This is a genomic window from Rhizobium sp. NZLR1 (assembly GCF_017357385.1).
Taxonomy (GTDB): domain Bacteria; phylum Pseudomonadota; class Alphaproteobacteria; order Rhizobiales; family Rhizobiaceae; genus Rhizobium.
The window spans coordinates 4,525,373-4,550,614 of record NZ_CP071632.1 but is presented as its reverse complement, the minus strand read 5'-3'; the positions used below and the strand labels follow the sequence as shown (position 1 = coordinate 4,550,614).

At 61.0% G+C, this 25,242-nt stretch carries 22 protein-coding genes; 12 read left to right on the top strand and 10 right to left on the bottom strand.

Annotated elements, in window-relative coordinates:
• Positions 1-13: 13 nt before the first annotated feature.
• Complete coding sequence (locus J3O30_RS22260) at positions 14-4,789, bottom strand: NAD-glutamate dehydrogenase (RefSeq protein WP_207582297.1); 4,776 nt, start codon at positions 4,787-4,789, stop codon at positions 14-16.
• A gap of 275 nt (positions 4,790-5,064) precedes the next feature.
• Here J3O30_RS22260 and pdxY point away from each other — a divergent pair, with 275 nt between their 5' ends.
• The 3 genes from pdxY to J3O30_RS22245 all read left to right on the top strand — a co-directional run bounded on the left by pdxY (position 5,065) and on the right by J3O30_RS22245 (position 8,382).
• Positions 5,065-5,940, top strand: a complete 876-nt coding sequence (gene pdxY / locus J3O30_RS22255) for a pyridoxal kinase PdxY (protein ID WP_207582296.1) — start codon at positions 5,065-5,067, stop codon at positions 5,938-5,940.
• Between the two features lie 71 nt (positions 5,941-6,011).
• Complete coding sequence (locus J3O30_RS22250; protein ID WP_207582295.1) at positions 6,012-6,653, top strand: carbonic anhydrase; 642 nt, start codon at positions 6,012-6,014, stop codon at positions 6,651-6,653.
• A 109-nt stretch (positions 6,654-6,762) separates the two neighbouring features.
• Entirely contained in the window at positions 6,763-8,382 is a 1,620-nt protein-coding gene (locus tag J3O30_RS22245) for a GGDEF domain-containing protein (RefSeq protein WP_207582294.1), read from the top strand.
• A 51-nt stretch (positions 8,383-8,433) separates the two neighbouring features.
• On the opposite strand, the gene J3O30_RS22240 is transcribed toward J3O30_RS22245, so the two are convergent.
• From J3O30_RS22240 to J3O30_RS33770, 3 genes are all read right to left on the bottom strand, one after another.
• Positions 8,434-9,255 carry a lytic transglycosylase domain-containing protein gene (locus tag J3O30_RS22240; protein ID WP_207582293.1) on the bottom strand — a complete coding sequence of 274 codons (822 nt, stop codon included), beginning with the start codon at positions 9,253-9,255 and terminating at the stop codon, positions 8,434-8,436.
• Positions 9,256-9,526: 271 nt separating this feature from the next.
• Positions 9,527-10,561 (bottom strand): aspartate-semialdehyde dehydrogenase, encoded by a 1,035-nt coding sequence (locus J3O30_RS22235; RefSeq protein ID WP_207582292.1) that lies wholly within the window; start codon positions 10,559-10,561, stop codon positions 9,527-9,529.
• A 111-nt stretch (positions 10,562-10,672) separates the two neighbouring features.
• Positions 10,673-10,885 carry a hypothetical protein gene (locus J3O30_RS33770; RefSeq protein WP_207582291.1) on the bottom strand — a complete coding sequence of 71 codons (213 nt, stop codon included), beginning with the start codon at positions 10,883-10,885 and terminating at the stop codon, positions 10,673-10,675.
• 87 nt (positions 10,886-10,972) lie between these two features.
• Between J3O30_RS33770 and J3O30_RS22225 the strand changes: the two genes are divergently transcribed.
• The 5 genes from J3O30_RS22225 (at position 10,973) to J3O30_RS22205 (ending at position 17,432) form a co-directional block, all read left to right on the top strand.
• Positions 10,973-12,727 (top strand): alkaline phosphatase, encoded by a 1,755-nt coding sequence (locus tag J3O30_RS22225; protein WP_207582290.1) that lies wholly within the window; start codon positions 10,973-10,975, stop codon positions 12,725-12,727.
• Positions 12,728-12,932: 205 nt separating this feature from the next.
• Positions 12,933-13,394, top strand: coding sequence for a hypothetical protein (locus tag J3O30_RS22220; protein WP_207582289.1), 462 nt, complete (start codon positions 12,933-12,935; stop codon positions 13,392-13,394).
• Positions 13,395-13,400: 6 nt separating this feature from the next.
• Positions 13,401-14,093, top strand: a complete 693-nt coding sequence (locus J3O30_RS22215) for an ATP-binding cassette domain-containing protein (RefSeq protein WP_207582288.1) — start codon at positions 13,401-13,403, stop codon at positions 14,091-14,093.
• Positions 14,090-15,358 carry an FtsX-like permease family protein gene (locus J3O30_RS22210; protein ID WP_207582287.1) on the top strand — a complete coding sequence of 423 codons (1,269 nt, stop codon included), beginning with the start codon at positions 14,090-14,092 and terminating at the stop codon, positions 15,356-15,358. Before J3O30_RS22215 ends, J3O30_RS22210 begins: the two co-directional genes overlap by 4 nt.
• Positions 15,359-15,545: 187 nt before the next feature.
• Entirely contained in the window at positions 15,546-17,432 is a 1,887-nt protein-coding gene (locus tag J3O30_RS22205; RefSeq protein WP_207582286.1) for an MFS transporter, read from the top strand.
• Positions 17,433-17,466: 34 nt separating this feature from the next.
• Here the strand turns inward: J3O30_RS22205 and lpxE are convergent, their stop codons facing one another.
• Together lpxE and leuB are read right to left on the bottom strand one after the other, a co-directional pair.
• The gene (gene lpxE / locus J3O30_RS22200) at positions 17,467-18,219 is read right to left on the bottom strand and encodes a phosphatase PAP2 family protein (protein ID WP_207582285.1); all 753 of its coding nucleotides are present in this window, start codon (positions 18,217-18,219) and stop codon (positions 17,467-17,469) included.
• 278 nt (positions 18,220-18,497) lie between these two features.
• Positions 18,498-19,610 (bottom strand): 3-isopropylmalate dehydrogenase, encoded by a 1,113-nt coding sequence (gene leuB / locus J3O30_RS22195; RefSeq protein ID WP_207582284.1) that lies wholly within the window; start codon positions 19,608-19,610, stop codon positions 18,498-18,500.
• Positions 19,611-19,779: 169 nt separating this feature from the next.
• Between leuB and J3O30_RS22190 the strand changes: the two genes are divergently transcribed.
• On the top strand, positions 19,780-20,712 hold the full coding sequence (locus J3O30_RS22190) for a pyridoxal-phosphate dependent enzyme (RefSeq protein WP_207582283.1): 933 nt from the start codon (positions 19,780-19,782) through the stop codon (positions 20,710-20,712).
• Positions 20,713-20,773: 61 nt separating this feature from the next.
• On the opposite strand, the gene leuD is transcribed toward J3O30_RS22190, so the two are convergent.
• From leuD to J3O30_RS22175, 3 genes are all read right to left on the bottom strand, one after another.
• Positions 20,774-21,382: a 3-isopropylmalate dehydratase small subunit gene (gene leuD / locus J3O30_RS22185; protein ID WP_164007297.1), complete on the bottom strand. Its 609-nt coding sequence runs from the start codon at positions 21,380-21,382 to the stop codon at positions 20,774-20,776.
• 236 nt (positions 21,383-21,618) lie between these two features.
• Entirely contained in the window at positions 21,619-22,041 is a 423-nt protein-coding gene (locus J3O30_RS22180; RefSeq protein ID WP_207582282.1) for a glyoxalase/bleomycin resistance/extradiol dioxygenase family protein, read from the bottom strand.
• Positions 22,042-22,150: 109 nt separating this feature from the next.
• Positions 22,151-22,384 (bottom strand): hypothetical protein, encoded by a 234-nt coding sequence (locus J3O30_RS22175; RefSeq protein WP_164007301.1) that lies wholly within the window; start codon positions 22,382-22,384, stop codon positions 22,151-22,153.
• Between the two features lie 140 nt (positions 22,385-22,524).
• Here J3O30_RS22175 and J3O30_RS22170 point away from each other — a divergent pair, with 140 nt between their 5' ends.
• Complete coding sequence (locus J3O30_RS22170; protein WP_207582281.1) at positions 22,525-23,430, top strand: CoA ester lyase; 906 nt, start codon at positions 22,525-22,527, stop codon at positions 23,428-23,430.
• Positions 23,430-23,636, top strand: a complete 207-nt coding sequence (locus tag J3O30_RS22165; RefSeq protein WP_207582280.1) for a DUF1737 domain-containing protein — start codon at positions 23,430-23,432, stop codon at positions 23,634-23,636. The genes J3O30_RS22170 and J3O30_RS22165 overlap by 1 nt, the downstream gene beginning before the upstream one ends.
• 23 nt (positions 23,637-23,659) lie before the next feature.
• Here J3O30_RS22165 and J3O30_RS22160 read toward each other — a convergent pair whose 3' ends face one another.
• A complete protein-coding gene (locus J3O30_RS22160; protein WP_164007305.1) occupies positions 23,660-24,097 on the bottom strand; it encodes a metallopeptidase family protein in 438 nt (145 codons plus the stop codon).
• Between the two features lie 161 nt (positions 24,098-24,258).
• On the opposite strand from J3O30_RS22160, the gene J3O30_RS33280 reads away from it, so the two are divergent.
• Positions 24,259-25,203, top strand: a complete 945-nt coding sequence (locus tag J3O30_RS33280; protein WP_246762705.1) for a hypothetical protein — start codon at positions 24,259-24,261, stop codon at positions 25,201-25,203.
• Positions 25,204-25,242 lie beyond the last annotated feature (39 nt).

The following is a 25,242-nucleotide window of genomic DNA, read 5'->3' as shown; positions in this document are numbered from 1 at the left end:
TCAGCGGACTGTCTCACCTCACCCGGTCGCGCGCAAGATCGGTCAGGATACCTGCAGCAACGGTAATACGCGCAAGGTTAGGATCGCCGCTGTCGCTGAGGCTCGAAAGCTCTTCGACGATGCGGTTGATGCGGATACGATCCTGCGCATGCCAGGCCTGAACCGGAAGCTTCTCCTTGCCGTGATCGGACAGGGCCGAGATGACGATGTCGCGTCTTGCGCTGGCGATCTGGTCAATGCTGCGGGCAAGCGCCAGGTTCTCGTAATGGTCGGAAGTGAGGATCCGCCCGCCCGCTGCCAGCAGCCGGGCAATGCGGAAAGTCTGCGACACTGCGAAGTAGTTTTCGGCGGCCCGCACCAAGGTCTCGCCGGTGCGCTCGGCAATCTGCATGATCTCCGGCACCAGCGCAAAACTTTGGAGATTGGCGATCTCGGCTGCGAGTTTTTCGGGCACGCCTGCCTGACTATACTCCGCCTGCCGGGCGGCGGCATCGCCGGCCGATTGTTCGGCAAAGGCAGGCCTCAGCTTCTTCAAGGCAGCCTGGAGCCGGCTAATCACCTCCGCCATATCGGCCTTGGTCATGCCGGTCTTCAAGAGCAGGCGCGTCAAGACGGTAAAGCTATGGCTTATTTCCTCGTAGATGCGGTTCTGCATCTCGCCCGATATCCGGCCGTCGAGCGCATCCGTTTCGGCCCAGAGCCTGTTCAGGTCGAAACCGTCGCGGGCAACGATCGCCGCGCGCACCACCTCCGGTGCCGAGGCCGCCGTCGCGTCCATCATGGCGACGGTGAAGCTCGGCCCGCCGCGGTTGATCGCCTCGTTGGCAAGCACGGTCGCGACAATTTCGCGCTTCAGCCGGTGGCCGGCGATATCGCCGGCATTCGACTTCTGCATCTTGACCGGGAAATAATTCAAAAGCGTCGCGGTAAAATAGAGATCGTCCGGCAGATCGCTGGCGGCCAGCGCATCGAAGAGCACGATCTTGGCGTAGGATACCAACACGCCGATTTCCGGTCGCGTCAGCGGCTTGCCGGCGGCATAGCGTTCAGCAAGGCTCTGCTCGTCCGGCAAAGTCTCGACCTTGCGGTTCAGCTGGCCGGCGGCCTCGAGCACGCTCATGAAACGGCCGAGTTCGAGACCGTTTGCCGTGCCCTTGCGTTCCGTCAGCGAGATCGCCAGCGACTGCAGGTAGTTGTTGCGCAGCACCAGGATCGCCACTTCGCTGGTCATCGAGGACAGAAGCTGGTCGCGTTTTGCCCGCGTCATGCGGCCGTCATGCATGGCGGCTGCCAGCGCGATCTTGATGTTGACCTCGACGTCCGAGGTGTTGACGCCGGCCGAGTTGTCGATGGCGTCGGAATTGCAGCGCCCGCCCTTGAGACCATAGGCGATGCGGCCCTTCTGGGTGACACCGAGGTTTGCGCCCTCGCCGATCACCTTGGCGCGCACTTCGGCCGCCGTGACGCGGATCGGGTCGTTGGCGCGGTCGCCAACTTCGGCGTCGGTTTCGGGCGCCGCTTTCACATAGGTGCCGATGCCGCCGAACCAGAGCAGGTCGACCGGGCTCTTCAAGATCGCCGTGATGATTTCGAAGGGCGTCGCCACGGCCTTGTCGAGGCCGATCGCGGCAACCGCTTCCGGGGTCAGAGTGACCGATTTCGCCGCGCGGGAGATGATCATCGCACCTTTGGAGAGCACGGTTTTGTCGAAATCCTGCCAGCTTGACCGCGGCAGGTCGAAGAGACGCTGGCGCTCGGCCAGCGTCTTTTCCATATCGGGATCGGGATCGATGATGATGTCGCGGTGGTCGAAGGCGGATATGAGGCGGATCTTCGGAGAGAGCAGCATGCCATTGCCGAAGACGTCGCCGGACATGTCGCCGACGCCGGCAACGGTGAAGGGCGTCGTCTGGATGTCGATGTCCATTTCGCGGAAATGGCGCTTGACGGTTTCCCAGGCGCCGCGGGCAGTGATGCCCATCTTCTTGTGGTCGTAACCGGCCGAGCCGCCGGAGGCGAAGGCATCGTCCAGCCAGAAGCCGGCTTCTTGGGCCAGCGCATTGGCGGTATCGGAGAAGGTTGCGGTGCCCTTGTCGGCGGCGACGACGAAATAGGGATCGTCACCATCGAGCCGGACGGTGTCCTTCGGCGGCACGATCTCGGCGCCCGATATATTATCGGTGATCGACAGCAGCGTGCGGATATAGGTCTTGTAAGCCTCGCGGCCGGCATTGAAGATCTCGTCGCGGCTGCCGCCGATGGGGAGCTTCTTCGGATAGAAGCCGCCCTTGGCGCCGACCGGCACGATGACCGCGTTCTTCACCTGCTGGGCCTTGACGAGGCCGAGCACCTCAGTGCGATAATCCTCGGCACGATCCGACCAGCGCAGGCCACCGCGCGCCACCTTGCCAAAGCGCAGGTGCACGCCTTCGACTTCGACGCCATAGACGAACATTTCGCGGAAGGGTTTCGGCTGCGGCAGGCCGTCGACCAGGTGCGGATCAAGCTTGAAGGCCAGCATCGACTTTGGGGAGCCGTCCGGATTCTTCTGGAAATAATTGGTGCGAAGTGTCGCATCGACGATATTGACGTAACGGCGCAGGATACGGTCGTCGTCAAGACTCGGCACGTCGGCAAGCTCGGCCTCGATCGCCTGGTGCAGGTCGGCAAGCTTCTTGAGGCGGGCCTTCTCGGAAAGCGTGGTATCGAGCGTGTCGTGGAACAGCCGGAAGATGGCGGCGGCGACAGCAGGATATTTGTCGAGCGTGGTTGCGATGTAATCCTGCGAATAGGCAATGCCGGCCTGGCGGAGATAACGTGCATAGGCGCGCAGCACGTTCGTCTCGCGCGCTGAAAGCCCGGCCGAAAGGATCAGCCGATTGAAGCTGTCATTGTCGATCGTGCCGGCGAAGGCGGCGACGAAGGCTTCTTCGAGGGCAGCGCCGTAGCGCTGCAGGTCTATGTCGCCACCATTGCGGGCCCCGAGCTCCATATCGTGCAGCACGACGAGTTTCGTTTCTCCATCGGCGGCCGGCACCCCAATGTCGAAGGTGCGTTCGCTGACGACATTGAAGCCGAGATTTTCCAGAAGCGGTACGCGGCGCGACAGCGCCAGCTGGCCGCCGGCGTGGAAGATTTTCAGCGAGAGGATGCGGCCCCGTTCTTCCGGACGATGGTAGAACTGGATGCGAAGCGGCTCGCCAGCGGCGCAGGCGCCGATATCGGCGAGGTCGGCAACGGTTTCCTCCGGAGTGAAGGAATCCTGGAAGGCCTGGTCGACCGATATCTTCGGCGCCTTGGCCCCGGCCAGCGCCTCGAAACGGTCGTCCCAACGGGCGGTGATTTCGCGGATCACCTGCTCGAGCTTTGCCTGCGGAATACGCGGCGTCTTGCCGCCGGAGCGGCCGATGATGAAATGCACGCGCGCCACGCCGCCTTCCGGGAAAGCCGGATAATAGGCGGAGACACGACCGTCATAGACAGTCTTCAGATAGGTGCCGATCCGCTCGCGGACGATCGAGTCGTATTCCTCGCGCGGCACGTAGATGATCACCGAGACGAAGCGGTCGAAATGGTCGATGCGCGGCAGGACGCGCACGCGCGGACGGTCGGCCAAGTCATTGATCTGTTCGGCAAAATTTGCAAGCAACGTGGTGTCGATCTGGAAAAGGTCGTCGCGCGGATAAGATTCCAGCGTGTTGTCGAGCATGCGGCCGGAATGGCTCATCGGGTCGAAGCCGAAATGCTCCTTCACCTTTTCGATCTTGGAACGCAGCAGCGGGATTTCAGAGGCGAGCGACGTATAGGCCGTCGAAGTGAAGAGCCCGACGATGCGCAGTTCGCCGGTGACGTTGCCCGCAGCGTCGAAACGTTTGACGCCGACATAATCCATATAGGCCCGGCGATGGACGATCGATTTCACATTTGCCTTGGTGACGATGAGGAAATCGGGGCCGTCGAGGAAGGCCAGGATCTCAGGCGTCGTCGTCACGGCGTCCTTGCCGGTGCGCAACACCAGCACATCCGGGTTGGAGAGCATGCCGAGGCCAGCACCCTTGTCGCGTTCGACCCTGGCATCGGAACCTTTGCCGGAATAGACATATTCACGCATCCCGAGGAAAGTGAAATTCTCATCGCGCAGCCATGTCAGGAAGGCGATTGCCTCATCGCGATCAGCCTTCTTCCGGGTGGTGCCGTTGGCTGAGAGCTCGGCGATCACCCCGTCGATCTTGGAAAGCATCGGCTTCCAGTCGGACACCGACAGGCGGACCTGCTCGAGGACGGTTTCGACACGTTTGACGAGATCTGCGGCCTGGGCGAAGTTGAGCGGCGCAATGTGGAGCTGGATATGGCTGACGCGGTTGGCCGGGTCGCTCGGATGATCGGCGGAATAAATCGCCGGCGCCTTACCTTTTTCCATGATCAGGATGGGATGCACGGCCATGAACAGGTCGCGATAGGTGCTCGTCACTTCACCCATGACCGATTCAAACAGAAAAGGCATGTTCCGGTCGGTGACCGATAGCACCGAAACGGCAATGCCATCTGGCGTCACATCGGCAATGGTGTCGATGCCGACACGAGGCGCCTTGCCATTCCAGGCGGCAAGTTCCTTTGCCGAATGCACGGCGGAGAGCGCCAGCATCTCAGGCGTATAGAGTTCGAGATCGTCATTGCTGGCCCGGCCGAAGAGTATTTCCGGATCGAGATGCGCCTCGCCCGTCGCCTTGGCGATCTTGCGTGCGCTTTCGATCTGCTTTTCCCGTTTCGGATTGTTTCTGGCAGCCATGGATCGCCTCCCGCAATGGACTGATTTTCTGCAAGCTAACAGAAGATTCTTCGAAAAAATCTCTAAAATGGAGGCCCGAACGATTGTCTTGATGCTTTTTTGACCCTCAAAATAGGAAATGAAGAGGGATTTTTTCGCTTTCCTGGCCAAAACGAACGGGGAAGCCTCTTTTTAGTTTTCGTTTCGCCTACATTTCCATGCCCACGTGAAGAATGGTTGACAGCGCGCCGTCAAAAAGATCATCAAAACGCGATCATCATTCGGACCTCGGTATCATGTCGGAAAATGCAGCGGGCGCAGTCATTGTCATCTCCAGTCATGTGGTGCGCGGCTCGGTCGGCAACCGGGCGGCGGTCTTTGCACTGGAGACGCTCGGTCATCCTGTCTGGGCGCTGCCGACCATCGTGCTTCCCTGGCATCCCGGCCACGGCCGCTCGACGCGGCTGACATTTGCGGAAGCGGATTTCGACGCGGCGATCGACGATCTAATCCGCGCGCCCTGGATCGGCGAAGTCAGGGCGGTGCTTTCGGGCTATTTCGGCAATGCCGCCCAGGCGCGTTCCGTCGCCCGGCTGATCGCTGCGCTCCGGCAAGATAATCAGGAACTGCTTTATGTCTGCGATCCCGTCATGGGCGATCTCGGCGGCCTCTACGTGCCGGAAGCGACCGCAGAGGCTATTCGCGATCATCTCATCCCGCTCGCCTCGCTGGCGACGCCGAACCGCTACGAACTCGCATGGCTTTCGGGGGCAGCGCTTGAAGACAACAGCGCGATCATGGAGGCGGCGCTGGCGCTCGGACCATCGCGCATGCTCGTCACCTCGGCCGTGCCGATGATGGCGGGCGGTACCGGCAATCTCTATCTTTCCGGCCGTCACGCGCTTCTTGCCGAGCACCGCGTCGTCGAAAATCCGCCGAATGGGCTCGGCGACCTGCTTGCTGCCGTCTTCCTGTCGCGCCTGCTTTCCGGCCTCGAGGACGAAAAAGCGCTTCAGCTTGCCACCGCCAGCGTCTTCGAGGTGCTTGCGCGCGCCGTCAAGCGCGGCAGCAACGAATTGATGTTGGCAAGCGATGCTTCCAGCCTTTCGACGCCGATGGCCATGGTGCAGATGCGCCGGCTCGTGCATCCGGCGCAGCGGCGGAAAAAATGACACATCGGCCAATGCGTTCATTTTGCAGTGCAGCAGTTGATCTTGTCTTCCGCGCGCGCTAATCCAGAAGCATGCAGCGTTTTCCAAATCCTCTTCTGGACGGCTATCGCAACTTTATGAGCGGACGTTATGCCGACGCCCGCGACAGGTATCGGCAGCTTGCCGAAAACGGTCAGAGTCCCCATACGCTGGTCATTGCCTGTTCGGATTCACGTGCGGCACCGGAGCTGATCTTCGATGCCGGCCCGGGCGAGCTCTTCGTCATTCGCAACGTTGCCAACATGGTGCCGCCTTACGAGCCGGACGGTCACTTCCATTCGACGTCGGCCGCGCTCGAATTTGCCGTGCAGGCGCTGAAGGTCTCGGATATCGTCGTGATGGGCCATGGCCGCTGCGGCGGAATCCGTGCAGCGCTCGATCCGAACGCCGAGCCGCTGTCGCCCGGCGATTTCATCGGCCGCTGGATGTCGCTGGTCAAGCCCGCCGCCGAGCAGATCCAGAGCAACGATGTGATGACGGCGGCCGAGCGGCAGACGGCGCTGGAGCGTGTCTCGATCCGCAATTCGATCGACAATCTCAGAAGCTTTCCCGACATCAAGGCGCTCGAGGAAGCAGGAAAAATGCACCTCCATGGCGCATGGTTCGATATCTCCACAGGCGAACTCTGGGTGATGGATGCTGAGACTCGTGACTTCATTCGTCCAGAAATCTAGGGCCAGAAATCTAGGGATCCGCCGCTTTATCAGTTTATTAAGAATTGCTGCTAAGATGCCGTCAATTGGTCGCGCACGACCGACGTTTTGATCACCGTGGCGATTGGCGATGAAGTTCGAAACCATCAAAAGGGTTATCCTGGCCGCCATCATGCTGCCCTTCGTCTTCATGCTCATTGAAGGCGTCGTCGTCATAAGGTCTTCGCTCAGACAATACAGGGATCTCGAAAAGGACAGGCAGTTCGCCGACGTGCTTGCCCGCGGCGGGTCGATCGCCGCCACGGAGATCCTGAGTGAAATTGGCGCCACCCGCCTCTACCTCGCACGTCCCAACAACGCGACTGCCGCCGACATGCAGAGAAGCCGGGTGACGCTCGATCGCGAGCGCTTGGCCTTCTATGCCACGCTGCCCTCCCGCGATGCGCTCGACCCAGGGCTGGCCGGCGAATTATCGATTCTCAGCCTTGCCTATAGCCGCATCGTTGCCGCCCGCAACGCCGTCGACCAGGGCCTTTACGCCGGCAGCGATCCCGGTTCTATCTACTGGTATGCAGCTCTCAAGCAGCTTGCCGTCGTCGACACGCTTTCACCACTGATCAGCGATCCGGTGCTGCTTGAGAAATCCAACCAGCTGATGGGTATTCTGCTGACCTATTACGGCGAAAGACTGATTACCGGCGTCGGCACCCGCTACCTCGATCACCGTGTTTCCGCGCGGTTTCCGGTGGAGCTGTTCGTACAGGGCAAGGTAATGCTCGGTGAGGGCATGGACCACATGGTCTTTCATTCCACGGCGCCGATCGTGCGCGACATCGTTGCCTATCTTGCCCGTAGCGACCAGGTGAAGGCGAATGCGATCACCGATGCGATCCTTGCCGGATCGCAGCCGACGCGCGTAGTGCGCGACGTCTGGGCTACTGCGCAGAGCGAACGCATGATCTTCCTGCAGCAGAAGATGGTCGAGGCCGCAAAAGATATTCATGAGACCGGCGAAAACTTGTCGACGCGCGCGCATATACATCTGACGCTGATCCTGGGGCTGTGTGCCGGCCTGTTGCTTCTCGCCACATTGGTGATGACGCTGGCGGCAAGGGGCCTGCGCCTGATCGACCGGCTGACGCGGGATCGCGAGACACTGGTCAGCGAGTTGCGCAACGCCGCCCAGACCGATCTTCTGACTGGCTTGTACAACAGGCGCGGCTTCGAGGTCGCCGCATCGGCGCTTCTGACGCAGGCCGAGCACGGGTCGCGCTGGATCTCCGTCGTCCTCTTCGACCTCGATCATTTCAAGAAGGTCAACGATATCAACGGGCATGATGCCGGCGATGCCGTGCTCCGGCAGGTCGCGGGCGTCGCGCGTCAAAATTTTCGCTCCTTCGATCTGCTGGTGCGCCATGGCGGCGAGGAGTTTTTGGCGCTTCTGCCGGATTCGACGCCTGACGATGCTGCAATCATTGCCGAGCGCGTGCGGCTGGCGATCGAAGCGGCGGAAATATCTTTGGAGAGCGGCGATGTTCTCAAGGTGACGGCGAGTTTCGGATGCGCCGGCCGGGCAAATGAAGCCGCCAACCGGAACTTCGAGGATCTGGTCAAACGCGCTGATCTGGCGCTCTATGCCGCCAAGGCCTCCGGCCGCAACTGCGTCGTTTCGGGACCGATCGTGCAGGCGCCGGCGAAGGAGGAGCGACGCAAGAAGGCGTCGGGCGGCGGTTTTGATACCCGAACATGAAAAACGCCGCATGTCGCAGCGGCGTTTTCGGGTATCGTTGTCGATGAGGGCCTATTTGCCGTCGATCTGCTGGCCGATATAGGCGATCGCCTGCTGGTAGACGCTGGCGGCGTTCCAGCCCTGGATGGCGACGAAATTCGGCTCTCCGGGCTGATAGCCGGCGCCGGCGCTCCAGCCATGGCCTTTGAGGAAATTCGCAGTCGAGGCCAGGGCATCGGCGCGGGAACCGACCATGTCGACGCGGCCGTCGCCGTCGCCATCGGCGCCGAAGCGTACGACATTGCGCGGCAGAAACTGCGTCTGGCCGATTTCACCGTGGGCAGCACCCTTGGCCTGCGGGCTCAGATAGCCCTCGGAGACGAGCTGGAGCGCGGCATAGAGCTGGTCGGTGAAATAGTCCGAACGACGGCAGTCATAGGCAAGGGTCGAAACAGCCGACAGCGTATGCTGGTTGCCCATATAGCTGCCAAAACCGGTCTCCATGCCCCAGATCGCGATCAGCGGGCCGGACGGAACGCCGAAACGGCGTTCAATCGAGGCAAAAAGTGCCTGGTTGGCGGCCTTCATGCTGCGGCCGCGGGAAATGACGGTGGCACCGCCGCGCTTCTGCATGAACGCGTCGAAGGAGAGTTTGAAGCTCTTCTGGCCGCGGTCGGCGGCGATCGTCGGTTTGTTGTAATTGACGTTGGCGAAGGCGCGGTCGAGGACCGAGCGGCTGACGCCGTTTGCCGCCGCTTCCTGCTTGAAGTCGGCGACCCATGCACTGAAACCGCTGCTATTGTTGCCGCATTGGGCGCCCTGGGCCGCTGCCGGCAGCGCGTGGAGGACGCCGGCTGCCATAGATGCGGCCAGAAGGAATGTTGTCATGCGCATGAGAAACCCCGCTCCGGTCTGCTGAAGCGCGCCGCGGCCATCAGAACCATGCGACGCGCCTTAAATCTTTGTTCTGTTCATGCCTTTGTCCCAAAACCGCTATCGGTTTCGGGCGGCATAGCTTGGCTTGACGCCAGGCAGAATGCCAGCCGACGGCGATCTTGTCACGATCACCTTTCAGTAAGCGCTTATGGATAAGGGCGCTTACTGTTCGGCAAAAAGCCCTGCCTTCATCAGCAGGGCTTTAGCATATTATGGTTTACAAATGGTATCAGGCGGCCTGCTTGCGCGGTTTGACAAGGCCACGATTGACGAGCAGCTCAGCGATCTGGATGGCGTTCAATGCCGCACCCTTGCGCAGATTGTCGGAGACCACCCAGATGTTGAGGCCGTTTTCGACCGTCGCATCTTCGCGGATGCGCGAGATGTAGGTCGCGTCCTCGCCGGCGGATTCATAAGGCGTGATGTAGCCGCCGTCCTCGCGCTTGTCGATGACGAGGCAGCCCGGCGCATCGCGCAGGATGTCACGGGCCTGGTCGGCGGTGATCTCGTTTTCGAACTCGATATTGACCGATTCCGAATGGCCGATGAAAACCGGCACGCGCACTGCCGTGCAGGTCACCTTGATCTTCGGGTCGAGCATCTTCTTCGTCTCGGCCAGCACCTTCCACTCTTCCTTGGTGTAGCCGTCTTCCATGAAGCTATCGATGTGCGGAATGACGTTGAAGGCGATACGCTTGGTGAACTTCTTATTTTCGATCGGATCGGCGACAAAAACGGCGCGTGTCTGATTGAAGAGCTCGTCCATGCCGTCCTTGCCGGCGCCGGAGACCGACTGGTAGGTCGAGATAACGACACGCTTGATCTTGGCGAAGTCATGCAGCGGCTTCAACGCCACCACCAGCTGGGCAGTCGAGCAATTCGGATTGGCGATGATGTTGCGCTTGGTGAACAGGCTGATGGCATCCGGGTTCACTTCCGGCACGATCAGCGGCACGTCGGCGTCGTAACGCCAGGCCGAGGAATTGTCGATGACAACGCAGCCCTGCTGGCCGATCTTCGGCGAGAACTTCTTGGAGATCTCACCGCCGGCCGACATCAGGCAGATGTCGGTATCGGAGAAATCGTAATTCTCCATATTGGATACCTTCAGCGTCCGGTCACCGTAGGAAACTTCGGTACCCTGCGAACGCGAGGAGGCAAGCGCCACGACCTCATCGGCGGGGAAGCCCCGCTCGGAGAGGATGTTGAGAATCTCCCGGCCGACGTTTCCGGTCGCTCCCGCAACTGCTACTTTGAAACCCATTTCTCAAGCTCTCTTTCTCTTCTCTCCTCTTTTCCGGTGAGGGGAAAGGCGCGACGGATCGCGTCTTCCTGTCCCCAGCCGAGCCGGGGAGAGAGCGGCAGGCCAGAGACATCAGACGGTTTTCGTCGTCGTTTTGGCCTTGGTTTTGGCAGAAACCGGAACGGCAATGTCCACCCCGGCAAACTGTGCCCGGTCATTGCGGTCGGCAATGGCATGTTCGTCGTGAACCATGGAGATTCCTTTTCCGTTGTTGCTCTTAGAAGGTTTTCCACAGGAGTCAAGGTTTTTGCGGTCAGAGCCGGACGGCGAAAGCGGCGGCCACAATGCTGCGACATTTTGTCATGCCGCTGTCATCCTCGAGAGATATCCCGGCCCGGTTGTTACTGTCTGCAACGAAAACGGGGGTTTTCCATGCGTACGCTTCCTGCCGCTTTTGCGGCCACCACCATCCTTGCGGGCGCCGCTCAGGCGACGACGGTCTATCCGCTTGATCGCGCGACGATTCTTGCCGGTTCGCCATTCGATTTCAAGGTCGAACTCAACAAGCAGGTCAAGCCCGAAGACGTGAAGATCACGGTCAACGGTCAGGACTACAAAACCGTCCTCGGGGGCGAGGCACGGTTCGTCGAGCTGGAAAAGGGCAAGGATGACAAGGCTCTCGGCTCCGCTCTCCTGCTGCGCGGCCTGAAGATTTCCGCTCCAGGCGCCTACAAGGTCGAGGTCGCTGCCGGCGACGAAACGAAATCCGTCACCTGGAACGTTTACGAAACCGCTGGTCAGCCAAAGGCTAAGAACATCATCTTCCTGCTCGGCGATGGTCTTTCCGTCGCGCATCGCACCGCCGCCCGCATCATGTCCAAGGGCATGACCGAAGGTAAGGCGAATGGCCGTCTGAACATGGACGATCTTGATCGCATGGCCTTTGTCGGCACCTCGGCGACGAATGCCGTTGCCACCGACTCCGCCAACACCATGTCGGCCTACATGACGGGCCACAAGACGGCCGTCAACGCGATCGGCGTTTACGCGGACCGTACGCCGGCCTCGCTGGACGACCCGCGTGTCGAAACCTTCGCGGAAGCCGTTCGCCGCATGACCAAGAAGTCGATCGGCATCGTCGCAACCGCCGAAGTCGAAGACGCCACGCCGGCTGCTGTTGTTTCCCATACCCGTAACCGCAATGACAAGGCCGACGTCGTCGGCATGCTGCTCGGCGTCAAGCCTGAAGTCCTGCTCGGCGGCGGCTCGGCCTATTTCCTCGGCAAGGAGGTCGCCGGTTCCAAGCGCAAGGACAACCAGGACTACATCAAGCTGTTTCAGGATGCCGGTTACAAGCTTGCGACCGACAAGAACGAGCTCGCAGCCAATGCGTCGGCCGAAGGCAATCTCCTCGGGCTCTTCCACACCGGCAATATGGACGTGACGCTCGACCGCGAGTTCCTGAAGAAGGGCACCGTCGACAAGTTCCCGAACCAGCCGGGTCTCGTCGCCATGACCAAGGTTGCGATCGACCGCCTCTCCAAGAATCCTGATGGTTTCTTCCTGATGGTCGAAGGTTCCTCGATCGACAAGATGTCGCATCCGCTCGATTGGGATCGCGCCGTCGTCGAAACCATCGAATTCGACCAGGCGATCGGCGTCGCCCGCGAATTCCAGAAGGCTCATCCCGATACGCTGATTGTCGTCACCGGTGACCATACGCATGGTGTCTCGATCATCGGCACCGTCGATGATGAGAAGCCCGGCACCGAAATGCGCGAAAAGGTCGGGACCTATGCCGAGGCTGGTTTCCCGAACTACAAGGACGAAAACGGCGACGGATACCCTGATAAGATCGACGTCAGCCGCCGCTTGTTTCTAAGTGCCAATAACGGCCCTGACCACTACGAAACCTTCCGTCCGAAGCTCGACGGTCCCTTCGTTCCGGCCGTCCAGAACGAAAAGAAGGAATATGTCGCCAACGAACAGTACAAGGATGTTCCCGGCGCGGTCTTCGTTCAGGGCAATCTTCCGAAGAGCAGCGAGAGCGGCGTCCATGCGGTCGACGACGTCGTCCTGCAGTCGGCCGGCCCGGGCTCGGAAGAGTTCCATGGCTACCTCGAACAGAGCGACGTCTATCGCGTGCTCGCCGACACCTTCGCTCTCGGCGCCAAGCAGACGAACTGATCGCAAGCCGATCCGGCAAGGCCGCTTGGCGGCCTTGCCTTTCTTGTCGATTATTATCCGGCCGGCTACAGCGCCGCGCGTCTTTTCAGATGCGCAAAGGACGCTGTAACACTTTGAATCTACGCATCGTGCTTTCTGAAAATCGATTCCGATTTTCAGAAAGCACGATGCGCTAACGGCCGGGATTTGCTTCCTGGAGGTCGCTATGGATATATTCTCTTCGCTGCATCTCAGCCGCCGCCGGCTGATCGGCGCCGCCGTTGCGCTTCCTTTTACCGCTTCCGTCGTTCGCGCTGCCGATCCCTCGCTCTCCTTCGACGAGCTCTATGGCAAGTTCGGGGTACTCGGCCTTGAATTCTCCGACAAGGTGAAGCGCCTCGCCGAGCAGGAAATCAGCATGAAGGGCTTCATGGCGCCGCCGCTGAAGGCCGAGGCGCAGTTCTTCGTGTTGACCGAAGTGCCGATGTCGCTCTGCCCCTTCTGCTCCTCGGATGCGGACTGGCCGGATAATATCGTCGTCGTCTATCTCTTGGAGAAACAGACCTTCGTGCAGCCGCGCCAGACGATCGAGGTGCGCGGCACGCTGGAATACGGCTCCTGGACGGATCCGGACACCGGCTTCGTCAGCCTGTTGCGTATCCGCCAGGCCGAATATTTTTCTGTCTGATCCGATATGCTCGCTCTTGATATCGAAAACCTTGACGTCACCTTCTCGGGCCTGTCCTCGCCGGCGCTGGCAATCGGTCGTCTTTCGATCGATGCCGGCAGCAGGGTCGCCATCACAGGTGCGTCCGGCTCCGGCAAGAGCACCTTCGTCAATATCGTTGCCGGGCTGGAGCGAACACGCCGGGGCCGCATCCGCTGGAACGGCGAGGATATCGCCAGTTTTTCCGAGAGCCGGCGCGATCGGTTCCGCGCCGCCAATATCGGCCTGGTCATGCAGGAGTTCTATCTCTTCCCCGGCCTGTCGGCGGTGGAAAATGTGCTTTTGCCGGCGCGGCTTGCTTGGGCCGCCACCCCCGCCGTCATCGAGCGGGCGCATGCGCTTTTGAGTTCGGTCGATCTTTCCCGCCCAGGCCAGAAGATCGAAACCATGTCGCGCGGCGAGATGCAGCGCGTGGCGATCGCCCGGGCGCTGCTGCGCAAGCCCGGCGTCATCATCGCTGACGAGCCGACAGCGAGCCTTGATGCCGAAAGCGGCGAGACGGTCGGCGATCTCATCCTCGATCTTGCCGCGGCCGAAGGCAGCACGCTGATCATCGTTTCGCATGATCTGCGCCTGGCCAGCCGCCTCGACCGGCGCATCACCTTCGGCTCCGGCCGGATCAGCGACGATTCCGCTGCAGCGGCGGGAGAGGCTGTATGATCCGCTTCATCCTTGCCGATCTTCGCCGCCTCTGGGCGGGGTCGCTGGTGGTCGTGCTGCTGGTGGCGCTGGCGACGGCGCTCGGCGTTTGCGTCGTGCTGCAGGAGCGGGCGCTTCGTCTCGGCAGCGCGCGCGCCGCCGACAAGTTCGATCTCGTCATCGGCGCAGGCGGCAGCGAGACGCAGCTGGTGCTGTCCTCCGTCTTCCTGCAGCCCTCGCCTTTGCCGCTGATGCCGGGTGACGTGCTGGTCAGGCTCGCCGCCGATCCCCGTGTCGACTGGGCAGTCCCGATCGGCTTCGGTGATTCCTTCTCCGGCTATCCGATCGTCGGCACGACGGTGACGCTGGCGGACAAGCTGTCCGGCGGCTTTGCCGAGGGTACGGTTTTCGCGCGCGAGGGGGAGGCAGTGATCGGCTCCGCCGTCAAGCTTTCGCTCGGGGCTGAGATCAAGCCGATGCACGGTTCGGTGGAAGAGGGCGGCGAGACCCATACCGAACTCGTTTATCATATCGTCGGCCGCTTGCGGCCGACAGGCACCGCCTGGGACCGGGCCATTCTGGTTCCGATCCAGGCTGTCTGGCATATCCATGGTCTGGGGGCGAGCGAGCATGAAAGCGCGGGGGCGACCGGACACGATCATGAGCATGCCGGCGCCGATCCCCACCAGCATGAGCATCACGGCGAGATCGACCCGGATGCCGTACTTGACGAGAAATGGGCTGCAGATGCTCCGGGCCTTCCCGCCATTCTGGTAAAACCGAAGACGATCGCCGATGCCTACAAGCTGCGGCAGGACTATCGCAGCGGCAATACCGTCGCCGTCTTCCCCGGCGAGGTGCTGACCAATCTCTACGCCACGCTCGGCGACGCCAAGCAGATCCTCGTCGCGGTCGCTGCCGGCGCCCAAGCTCTCGTCGCAGCCTCGCTGGTGCTGGTCACGGTCATCCATATCGGCCAGCGCCGCCGCCAGATCGGCGCGCTGAGGGCCTTCGGCGCTCCGCGCGGCGCGATTTTCGGCATCGTCTGGTTGGAGTTCTTCTTCGTGGTGGCAGTCGGCATCGGGCTCGGATTTGCACTTGGGTTTGCCGCGGCGCTGACCTTGTCCGCCATGATCTCGCAGACGAGCGGGATGGCCATCCCGGTCGGCTTCGTCCGTGACGACGCCGGGCTTGCGGCGGTGCTGCTCGTCTTTGCCACAATTCTTGCCGCGCTGCCGGCAGTGCTCGCCTACCGGCAATCGCCGGCGCAAGCGCTGAGGGCGTAACCTGGGCCGGAGGATCGCGTCGCTGGCTGCCAAAGCTCGCCCCCGTTAGACTAAAGTCATAATCCCAAAGCCTCTCTCTTTTTGATCTGTCGTTTCTGGCACACTCTCGTCAGGCGTGTCGCGGCCAGGGGTCTGCTTTGAGGAGAGTAGGTCGCGCGCGTTTTCATCACTCTGTGGAGGACAGACAATGGCAAATGTCGCAAGCATCGACGGCGCGAAGGCCGGTCCGATGACGAGGGAGGAGAAGAAGGTCATCTTCGCTTCTTCGCTCGGCACCGTTTTCGAATGGTATGATTTCTATCTCTATGGTTCCCTCGCCACCTATATCGGCGCGACCTATTTCACCCAATATCCCGAGGCGACGCGCAACATCTTCACGCTGCTCGCCTTTGCCGCCGGCTTCCTGGTGCGTCCCTTCGGCGCGCTGGTGTTCGGCCGTCTCGGCGATCTGGTCGGCCGCAAATATACCTTCCTGGTGACGATCCTGATCATGGGTCTGTCGACCTTCCTCGTCGGTATCCTGCCGGGTGCCGCCACCATCGGCATCGCGGCGCCGATCATCCTGATCGGGCTGCGCCTGCTCCAGGGTCTGGCGCTTGGCGGTGAATATGGCGGTGCTGCCACCTATGTCGCCGAACATGCGCCGAACGGGCGCCGCGGTTATTTCACGTCATGGATCCAGACGACGGCGACGCTCGGCCTGTTCCTGTCGCTGATCATCATCGTCCTGGTGCAATATCTGATGGGCGCGGTTCAATTTGCTGCCTGGGGCTGGCGCATTCCGTTCCTGGTATCGGTCGTTCTGCTCGGCGTTTCGGTCTGGATCCGCTTGAAGATGAACGAATCGCCGGCGTTTCAGAAGATGAAGGCGGAAGGCAAGGGCTCCAAGGCGCCGCTAACCGAAGCCTTCGGGACATGGAAAAATGCCAAGATCGCGATCATCGCGCTTCTCGGCGCCACCATGGGCCAGGCGGTCGTCTGGTACGGCGGCCAGTTCTATGCACTGTTCTTCCTGCAGAACGTCCTGAAGGTAGACCTGCAGTCGGCCAATATCATGGTCGCCATCGCGCTCTTCCTCGCGACGCCATTCTTCGTCATCTTCGGTGGCCTCTCCGACAAGATCGGCCGCAAGCCGATCATAATGGCGGGCCTTCTCATCGCGGCGGTGACCTATAATCCGCTGTTCAAGGCGATGACCTGGACGGCGAACCCGGCGCTTGCCGAAGCACAGGCCTCGATCCGGGCAACGGTTACGGCCGATCCGACGGATTGTAAATTCCAGTTCAATCCGACCGGCACGTCGAAGTTCACCAATTCCTGCGACGTGGCGACGGCATTCCTGACGAAAAACTCGGTGCCTTATGATGTCGTTCCCGGCCCCGCCGGTCAGCCGGCAACGGTGAAGGTCGGCAACGGGACGATTACGAGCTTCGACGTCGTCGCCGCCGGCGACAAGGCCAAGGGCATGACCGCCGCCTTCGAGAAGGGCGTCAACATCGCGCTCCACGATGCCGGCTATCCGCTGAAGCGCGGCGCCGTCAAGGTGCCGGATGCCAAGCTCGATGCCTTCATCGCGGCCAATCCGGAACTGTCGCTCAACGCCGATACCGTGCGCGCCGGCGAGAAGGAAACTGTACCGGCGGCGAAGCTGGTCGAGACCAAGCTGCTGACGGCGGATGAGGCCAATGGCGTCACCGACATGGCGGTCTACAACGTCGCCAATGGCGGCAGCTTCGCCATGACCGCCGACCCTGCCCGGGTCAATTGGACCGGTACGATCGCCATATTGTTCGTGCTCGTCCTCTATGTGACGATGGTCTACGGACCGATCGCCGCTCTGTTGGTCGAGCTCTTCCCGACCCGCATCCGTTATACCGGCATGTCGCTGCCCTATCACATTGGCAACGGCTGGTTCGGCGGCTTGCTGCCGGCGACGGCCTTCGCGATGAGCGCAGCTGCGGGCGATATCTATTACGGTCTCTGGTACCCGATCGTCTTTGCGTCGATCACGCTGGTGATCGGCCTGCTCTTCCTGCCGGAAACGAAGAACAGAGATATCCACGCAATGGATTGATCTGCGTTCAAACTTGACGAAAAAGGCCCGGCCCTCACAAGGCGCCGGGCTTTCCTATGTCAGGGAACAGTTGCTTCGACAGCGGCCATCCATCCGGCGCCAGTTTGAAGAGCAGGCCGCAGCGAGCAAAGACGATCGCCGTCAGCAGCGAGAACCAGGCGCCGAAGGCAAGGCCGGCGATGACGTCGCTCGGATAATGGGCGCCGACCATGACACGCGTCATGCCAAGCCAGATGGCGCCGGCGATGAAGACAATGCGGTAGCGCGGAAACAGCAGGGCAAATGCGGCGAAGAAGGCACCGACCGTGGTGGAATGGCCGGACGGGAAACTTTCGAAAGCGGCGTGGCCTGAAAAAGGCGTGAAGGAAAACATGCCGTAGTCGTGAAAATGATCGGGACGCGCCCTGCCGATTGCCCGCTTCAGCAGATTGGCGAGAAGCCCGGAGAAGACGACTGTGGCAAAGAGGTAGGCGCCGATCCAGCTGACATATAGCGCCTGTGCCTTGGAGCGCGCCGTCTTCACAAGCTTGTAGCCCGCCCGGCCCTGAAAGAACAGCAGGATGCTGGTGTAGATCAGCCAGGCGGAATCGCCGAAACCGGTCATCAACTCGCCGAGATGCTTCACTGGCGCGGGCACTTCGCTGGCGCCGATCGGCGCATCGAAGAGCAGCATGGAGAGGATCACGGCATTGAGCGTGATAAAGAGGCAGGCCTGCCAACGCAGAGGCGGCATGCCGACGCCGCTCCGGCGCCAGCGCCTGTCCAGGGAAGCCCAAAATGCCCGCATTGCCGTCGTCCGTTCGAATTTTGCCCTACAGCGCCGCCCGTCTCTTCAGACATGCAAAGGACCCTGTCGAACTTTGAATTGGCGCATAATCCATTGCGAAAATCGCTTCCGATTTGGGGTTAGCGCTCGCTGAAATCCGGCGCAAAAATACACGAGATTGTGGCCGAGAATAGTCCGTTTCGGAGAATTCGACCGAGCGGCTTGCGACTCCTCGGCCGTGGATTAAAAAGCCCTTCGCATCCGGGATGCGAAGGGCTGGAACTGTTTCACGTGAAATATCAGGCGGAAAGCGTCTTGAACTCGCCGAGAATCGCATCGCCCATCTCGACGGTGCCGACCTGCCTTGCGCCATCGGCCATGATGTCGCCGGTGCGGATGCCCTTGTCGAGCACGTTGGCGATCGCCTTTTCCAGGTCGTCGGCTTCCTTCACCAGGTTGAAAGAGTAACGCAGGCACATGGCGAAGGAGGCGATCATCGCGATCGGATTGGCGATGCCCTTGCCGGCAATGTCGGGGGCCGAGCCGTGCACCGGCTCGTAGAGCGCCTTGCGCTTGCCGGTCTTGCCATCAGGCGCACCGAGCGAGGCCGACGGCAGCATCCCGAGCGAGCCGGTCAGCATGGCGGCGACGTCGGAGAGCATGTCGCCGAAGAGATTGTCGGTGACGATGACGTCGAACTGTTTGGGCTGGCGCACCAGCTGCATGCCGCCGGCATCGGCCAGCATGTGTTCGAGCTGGACGTCGGAATATTTCGCCTTGTGCGTCTCGGTCACCACCTGGTTCCAGAGCACGCCAGACTTCATGACGTTGCGCTTTTCCATCGAGCAGACGCGGTTCTGCCGCGTGCGGGCCATTTCGAAGGCGACGCCGGAGATGCGCTCGATCTCGTAAGTGTCGTAGACCTGCGTGTCGATGCCGCGCTTCTGGCCGTTGCCGAGATCGATGATCTCCTTCGGCTCGCCGAAATAGACGCCGCCCGTCAGCTCGCGGATGATCAGAATATCGAGGCCTTCGACCAGTTCCGGCTTCAGCGACGAGGCCGAGGCAAGAGCCGGATAGCAGATGGCGGGGCGCAGGTTCGCAAACAGCTGCAGATCCTTGCGCAGCCGCAACAGGCCGGCTTCCGGGCGCACTTCGTAAGGCACGCTATCCCATTTCGGGCCGCCGACGGCACCGAAGAGAACGGCATCCGCGGCAAGCGCTTTCTGCATGTCGGCTTCCGAGATCGCCGCGCCGTGGGCATCATAGGCAGAGCCGCCGACAAGGCCTTCGTCGGTGACGAAACCGCCATCCATCGCCTCGTTCATATAGGCGATGATCTTGCGGACCTCGCCCATGGCCTCGGGACCGATGCCGTCACCCGGCAGCAGGAAAAGATTGCGCACAGTCATGAAACCCTCCTGGGAAAAACAAGTTGCGGTTTCTTAGACCCCGGAAATGGGCATTTCAAGCGAGAGAAGGGATGAATCGGTACGCTTCGCTTTGAGCTGCGACGGTTGCTCCTGTGCCCGCAAAAGGATTAGAACCGGTCAGCCACCTTTATGTCCCCGGATGTTCCCCATGCCTTCAGCACCCCTCCATCTCGATACGCCCTTGGTTCAGACAGCACCTGGCTACAGTGCCAGCGGCAAACCGCTCTGGCTGAAGCTCGATGCGCTGCAGCCTTCCGGCAGCTTCAAGCTGCGCGGCGTCGGCCGGCTTTGCCAGTACGAGGTGGAAAATGGTGCACGCGAGATCTTCTGTGCGTCCGGCGGTAATGCCGGCATTGCCGCCGCCTATGCCGGCCGGGCGCTCGGTGTGCCGGTCACCATCGTCGTGCCGGAGACGACGGCCGCCGATGTGCAACAGACGATTGCCGCAACGGGCGCGAAAGTGCTCGTTCATGGTTCGGTTTTCGACGAGGCCAATGCCCATGCGGTCGAACTCGCCCGCAGCCGCAAGGCGACCTATGTTCACCCCTTCGACCATCCGCTTCTGTGGGATGGCCATGCGACGCTGATCGACGAGGTGGTGGCGAAGGGTGCGAAATTCGATTGTGTCGTTACCAGCGTCGGCGGTGGTGGGCTGCTTGCCGGCATTGTCGAGGGGTTGAAGCGCAACGGGCTTTCCGATGTGCCGGTGATCGCCGTCGAAACCGAAGGGGCGGCCTCGCTGAATGCCAGCCTCGAAGCGAATGAGCGTATCACTCTTGCCGCCATAACCTCGATTGCCACTTCGCTCGGCGCGCGGCAGGTGGCGCAGCATGTCTTTGACCTGCCGAAGCAGCATCCGATCGAAAGCATTGTCGTCAGCGACGCCGATGCCGTTGCCGCCTGCCTGAAATTTGCCGATGCGCAGCGCATTCTGGTCGAGCCGGCCTGCGGTGCGGCACTGGCCGTTGCCGATGTGCATGCCGGGCTGCTCGCGCGCTTTAACAATCCGCTCATCGAAGTCTGCGGCGGCATCGGCGTGTCGCTCGAAAAGCTTAAGGGCTGGAAAGAGAAGTTTCTCTGATCTGAGATCAAAGAAAAAGCCGGGCGAAGCCCGGCTTGATCGATAATTTATTGGAGAGCACTTAGGCCGCCCAAGGGTGCGAAGCGGCGTTCTTCTTTTCGAAGCTGTCGATCGCCCTGCCCTTTTCCAGGGTCAGGCCGATATCGTCGAGGCCGTTCAGCAGGCAGTGGCGCTTGAATTCGTCGAGATCGAACTTGATCAAGCCACCATCGGGGCCGGTGATCTCCAGGTTCTCAAGGTCGATGGACAGGATGGCATTGGAGCCGCGCGAGGCGTCGTCCATCAGCTTGTCGAGATTTTCCTGGCTGACCATGATCGGCAGGATGCCGTTCTTGAAGCAATTGTTGTAGAAAATGTCGGCGAAGCTGGTCGAGATGACGCAGCGGATGCCGAAATCGAGGAGAGCCCAGGGCGCGTGCTCGCGCGAGGAGCCGCAGCCGAAATTGTCGCCGGCAACCAGGATCTTGGCATCACGGTAGGCCGGCTTGTTCAGCACGAAATCGGGGTTTTCGGAGCCGTCCTCGTTGTAGCGAGCTTCGGCGAAAAGACCGGTGCCGAGGCCGGTGCGCTTGATCGTCTTCAGATAATCCTTCGGAATGATCATGTCGGTGTCGACGTTGACGACCGGCAGGGGCGCTGCAACGCCCGTGAGCTTCACGAATTTATCCATGACCCATGCTCCATTTCAGCAAATCTACTTCCTGATTTTGCATCTAGTCCAGTTTTCCGCCGAAATGAAGGAGAATCTTTCTAAAGCGTGTCACGATCTTTCAGATGGCTTGTCACGCTTTAGGTCTTTGCTTCCCGCATGTCGTCATCGCAAAAACCGCTGCACACTTTTGCGCGACATGCTTTAAATGGCGGCCACGCGACGTTTCGCGCGGCCTGCCCTCTGCGTACGTGCCGTTACTTGGTCGGTGCGTTCAGGCCCCAGAGGACGCCGAACGGGTCGCGAAGCTGGCCGTAGCGGTCGCCCCAGAACATCAGTTCGACCGGCATGACGACCTCGGCACCGGCGGCGACAGCGCGCTCCCACCAGAAATCGATATCGTCGATAACCAGCTGGATGGCGAAGCCTTCATGGCCTTTGAAGGGATGGCCGTATTCGGGATAGGCATCCGACAGCATGAGGGAACTGCCGTTGATGTAGAGATGCACATGCATCGTCCGGCCGCTCTCGTCGACCGGCACGATATAGGCTTCTTCGGCGCCGAAGGCTTTTTTGTAGAATTCCGCGGCTTTGACCGCGCCACCGACCGTCAGATAGGGAAGTAGGCCATTCTTGACCGGCGGCATCTTGACCGGATTGTTTTCCGTCGTCGCATCCATGCTCGTCCTCCATTCGTTGTGAAGCGCCGGCAGAATGCCCGGCTGCTTCAAAGACGTATGATGGAAGCATGATGCGACAATGTCGGTCGGCTTTTTTAGCGAGAGCTGATCAGAGATCGATGATCGTGCCGCGACCGTCGTTCCAGATGCGCATCTCCGGCTTACCGTTGTTTGCCTTGGCGCGGACCGGGGCGGGCTTCATCTTCATCGAAAGCGCGCGTCCGACCATAAGCACGGTCAGGATGCCGCCGACGGCAAGCGTCACCGAGAAGGTGAAAAGCAGCATGGCCACGAAAACGGTGGCGCCGGCAAGCATGAAGAAGATGGAGCGAATGTTCTGCATGGGTTTGAGACCTTTCTTCGGAAAGGAATGTGGTCCTTCTTTTTCCTCTCTGCAAGGCAAGCGTGGCTTTTTGTTGTTCTGCGGGTCGTTCCGGGGTGGGCTGCTTGCTTCGGCCTTCAAAGCTTGGCACTAATTCAGCCATGAGCCGAAACCCAGCGACCCGCTCCGTCCGCCTGCGCCGTTCGGTGCTGAGTGTGCCCGCCATCAATCTGCGTGCGCTCGAAAAGACCCATGCGGTCGATTGCGATGCGGTGATCTTCGATCTCGAAGATTCCGTGGCGCCGGAAAAGAAGGCGCAAGCGCGGGAAAACCTGAGGCGCTTCTTTTCGGATCGGCCACTCGAAAACAAGGAGCGGATCATCCGCATCAACAGCCTGGCATCGGATTTCGGCCCGGCCGACATGGAGCTGGTGACGGCCCTTGGGCCTGATGCCGTGCTGCTGGCGAAGGTCGACGAACCGCAGGATGTCATGGCGGCCAGCGACCTTCTCTTCGAAGCGGATGCGCCGGAAGATCTGCGCATCTGGGCGATGATCGAGACGCCGCGCGGCATCCTGAATGCCGCGGCGATCGCGGAAGCCGGGCGCACGCCGGGCTCGCGGCTCGATTGCCTCGTCGTCGGGCTCAACGACCTGCGCAAGGAAACGGGCGTGCTGGCGCAGCCGGGGCGGACCTATCTCGTGCCATGGCTGATGCAGGTCGTCCTGGCGGTCAGCGCTTACGGGCTCGATGCAATCGACAGCGTCTTCAACGATTTCAGGGACGAACAGGGTTTCGATGCCGAATGCCTGCAGGGCCGGGCCATGGGTTTTGCCGGCAAGATGCTGATCCACCCCACCCAGATCGAGCCTGCCAACCGCCATTTCGGCCCGGATCCGGCGGCCATTGCGGAAGCAGAGGCGATCATATCAGCCTTTGCCGACCCCGCTTCCGATGGTTTGAACGTCATCAATTCAGGTGGGCGGATGATCGAGCGGCTGCATCTTGTCCAAGCCGAAGCTCTGGTTCATAAAGCTCGCCTGATTTCTGCAAGAAAGCCCGCCTGATGAAACTCTACCGCTTCCTGACCGGTCCCGACGATGCTTCCTTCTGCCACAAGGTCACCGCCGCCCTCAACAAGGGCTGGTCACTGGAGGGCTCGCCGACATATGCCTTCAATGCCGCGACCGGCGCGATGCAGTGCGGCCAGGCCGTCGTCAAGACTGTCGAAGGCAAGGATTACCATCCCGAGGTGAAGCTCTCCGAGCAATAGCTCGTTCTGCCGGACACCCGGCTTCAGCGATCGGCGGCTTCCTCGGCGCTTTCCTCGATCCGCTCCATATCATCGTCGCTCAGCCCGAAATGGTGGCCGATTTCGTGGATCAGGACGTGGGTGATGATGTCGCCGAGCGTCTCGTCATTCTCAGCCCAGTAATCGAGAATAGGCCGCCGATAGAGGCGGATGCGGTTGGGCATCTCGCCGGTTTCCACTGTGAAACGTTCGGAAATGCCCCTGCCCTCGAAAAGACCAAGCAGATCGAAAGGGGTTTCCAGCGCCATGTCCTCGAACACGTCGTCATCGGGGAAATCTTCGATCTCGATCGTCAGGTTGGTGGTCAGCTGGCGGAATTCTTCCGGCAGATGGCTGTAGGCCTCCATGGCCAGCGACTCGAAGGCGCTTATCGTCGGCGCATGGCGGTCCCGCCAATCATCGCTCTGGTCTATGCGGGCCATGAATAATCCTTCCTTTGCGGGCCATATAGAACCTTTATCGCCGATTTTCGAGTGCGGAATCAAAGGCAGGAATAAATTCATATAAAATGGCCGTTGACTCTTCATTAGCTCTCTGGAATCTATAAGAACATAACAGGAACAAGACGGATTGGAGAAACGCCATGGCGCAGCACGCCCTGGCGCGCGAGCGGCTTTTTGCGCTCCGCGAAACCATCGCCAGACTAGAGGGGAAGCCGGCGCCGGCGCTTGCGGCGGCCGAGCGGGAAACCCTGGCGGAAGGCGGCAAGGCGCCCCGGAGATGCATTCTGCCGCCGCTGGCGTTTGGGGTGGAATGTCTTGATGAGGCGCTGGAAGGCGGTCTGCCGCTCGATGCAATCACCGAATTCCGCTCGATTTTGTCTCGCGATGCAGGTGCTGCCAGCGGGCTGGCAATGGCTGTCGCAGCGCGGCTGCAGAAGCAGGAAGCGGATGCCGGCAGGCTTTCGCCGTTCCTCTGGATCGGCGATGCTGTCGGCACGCTGGAGGCCGGCCGTCCCTATGCCCCCGGGCTTCTGGATTTCGGGCTGAGCCCGGAGCGGTTTCTCCATGCGGCGCCGCGCAAGCTGGACGAGGCGCTCTGGCTGGTGGAGACGGCGGTGGAAAGCGCTGCTTTTTCGGCCGTCATCTTCGAAGTGCGCGGCAATCCCGCCCATTTCGGTCTGACCGAAAGCCGCAGGCTCAGCCTTCGGGCGCGTGCTGCCCGCCGTCCGCTCTTTATTGTCCGTCAAGCCGGGGCGGAGGAGGCGAGCAGCGCGGCCTTCCGTCTGCATGTCGAGCCGGCCCCGTCCGGTCTGCGGCCATTGCCGGATGGATCGAAGCTTTCCGGCAGCATCGGCAATCCGATTTTCCGTCTGACGCTGGAGAAGAGCCGTAACCCGGCCCCGCTCTCCTTTTTTCTGGAGTGGAACCCCCATGAACGCGAATTTCTCCCTGTCGCCGAACCAAACCTCGTTCGTCCTCCAAGCGAACAGTCAACGGATTCTAGCGCTCAGCTTCCCGCATCTGCCAACGGACCGAATCGCCCGCAGGCGGTGGGGGCTCTCCTGGCGTTCGAAAGGGCGTCCTGAGACGCCGCCTATCGTCTGTTCCGGCAAGCTCAACAATGC

Bases quoted from the DNA above. Each gene is read 5' to 3' on its own strand.
- J3O30_RS22205 (WP_207582286.1), top strand. From the start codon at position 15,546: ATGGCAAATGTCGCAAGCATCGACGGCGCGAAGGCCGGTCCGATGACG.
- J3O30_RS22235 (WP_207582292.1), bottom strand. From the start codon at position 10,561: ATGGGTTTCAAAGTAGCAGTTGCGGGAGCGACCGGAAACGTCGGCCGG.
- J3O30_RS22225 (WP_207582290.1), top strand. From the start codon at position 10,973: ATGCGTACGCTTCCTGCCGCTTTTGCGGCCACCACCATCCTTGCGGGC.
- lpxE (WP_207582285.1), bottom strand. From the start codon at position 18,219: ATGCGGGCATTTTGGGCTTCCCTGGACAGGCGCTGGCGCCGGAGCGGC.
- pdxY (WP_207582296.1), top strand. From the start codon at position 5,065: ATGTCGGAAAATGCAGCGGGCGCAGTCATTGTCATCTCCAGTCATGTG.
- leuD (WP_164007297.1), bottom strand. From the start codon at position 21,382: ATGGATAAATTCGTGAAGCTCACGGGCGTTGCAGCGCCCCTGCCGGTC.
- J3O30_RS22250 (WP_207582295.1), top strand. From the start codon at position 6,012: ATGCAGCGTTTTCCAAATCCTCTTCTGGACGGCTATCGCAACTTTATG.
- J3O30_RS22245 (WP_207582294.1), top strand. From the start codon at position 6,763: ATGAAGTTCGAAACCATCAAAAGGGTTATCCTGGCCGCCATCATGCTG.
- J3O30_RS33280 (WP_246762705.1), top strand. From the start codon at position 24,259: ATGGCGCAGCACGCCCTGGCGCGCGAGCGGCTTTTTGCGCTCCGCGAA.
- J3O30_RS22190 (WP_207582283.1), top strand. From the start codon at position 19,780: ATGCCTTCAGCACCCCTCCATCTCGATACGCCCTTGGTTCAGACAGCA.
- J3O30_RS22165 (WP_207582280.1), top strand. From the start codon at position 23,430: ATGAAACTCTACCGCTTCCTGACCGGTCCCGACGATGCTTCCTTCTGC.
- leuB (WP_207582284.1), bottom strand. From the start codon at position 19,610: ATGACTGTGCGCAATCTTTTCCTGCTGCCGGGTGACGGCATCGGTCCC.
- J3O30_RS22210 (WP_207582287.1), top strand. From the start codon at position 14,090: ATGATCCGCTTCATCCTTGCCGATCTTCGCCGCCTCTGGGCGGGGTCG.
- J3O30_RS22170 (WP_207582281.1), top strand. From the start codon at position 22,525: ATGAGCCGAAACCCAGCGACCCGCTCCGTCCGCCTGCGCCGTTCGGTG.
- J3O30_RS22160 (WP_164007305.1), bottom strand. From the start codon at position 24,097: ATGGCCCGCATAGACCAGAGCGATGATTGGCGGGACCGCCATGCGCCG.
- J3O30_RS22260 (WP_207582297.1), bottom strand. From the start codon at position 4,789: ATGGCTGCCAGAAACAATCCGAAACGGGAAAAGCAGATCGAAAGCGCA.
- J3O30_RS22180 (WP_207582282.1), bottom strand. From the start codon at position 22,041: ATGGATGCGACGACGGAAAACAATCCGGTCAAGATGCCGCCGGTCAAG.
- J3O30_RS22215 (WP_207582288.1), top strand. From the start codon at position 13,401: ATGCTCGCTCTTGATATCGAAAACCTTGACGTCACCTTCTCGGGCCTG.
- J3O30_RS22175 (WP_164007301.1), bottom strand. From the start codon at position 22,384: ATGCAGAACATTCGCTCCATCTTCTTCATGCTTGCCGGCGCCACCGTT.
- J3O30_RS22220 (WP_207582289.1), top strand. From the start codon at position 12,933: ATGGATATATTCTCTTCGCTGCATCTCAGCCGCCGCCGGCTGATCGGC.
- J3O30_RS22240 (WP_207582293.1), bottom strand. From the start codon at position 9,255: ATGCGCATGACAACATTCCTTCTGGCCGCATCTATGGCAGCCGGCGTC.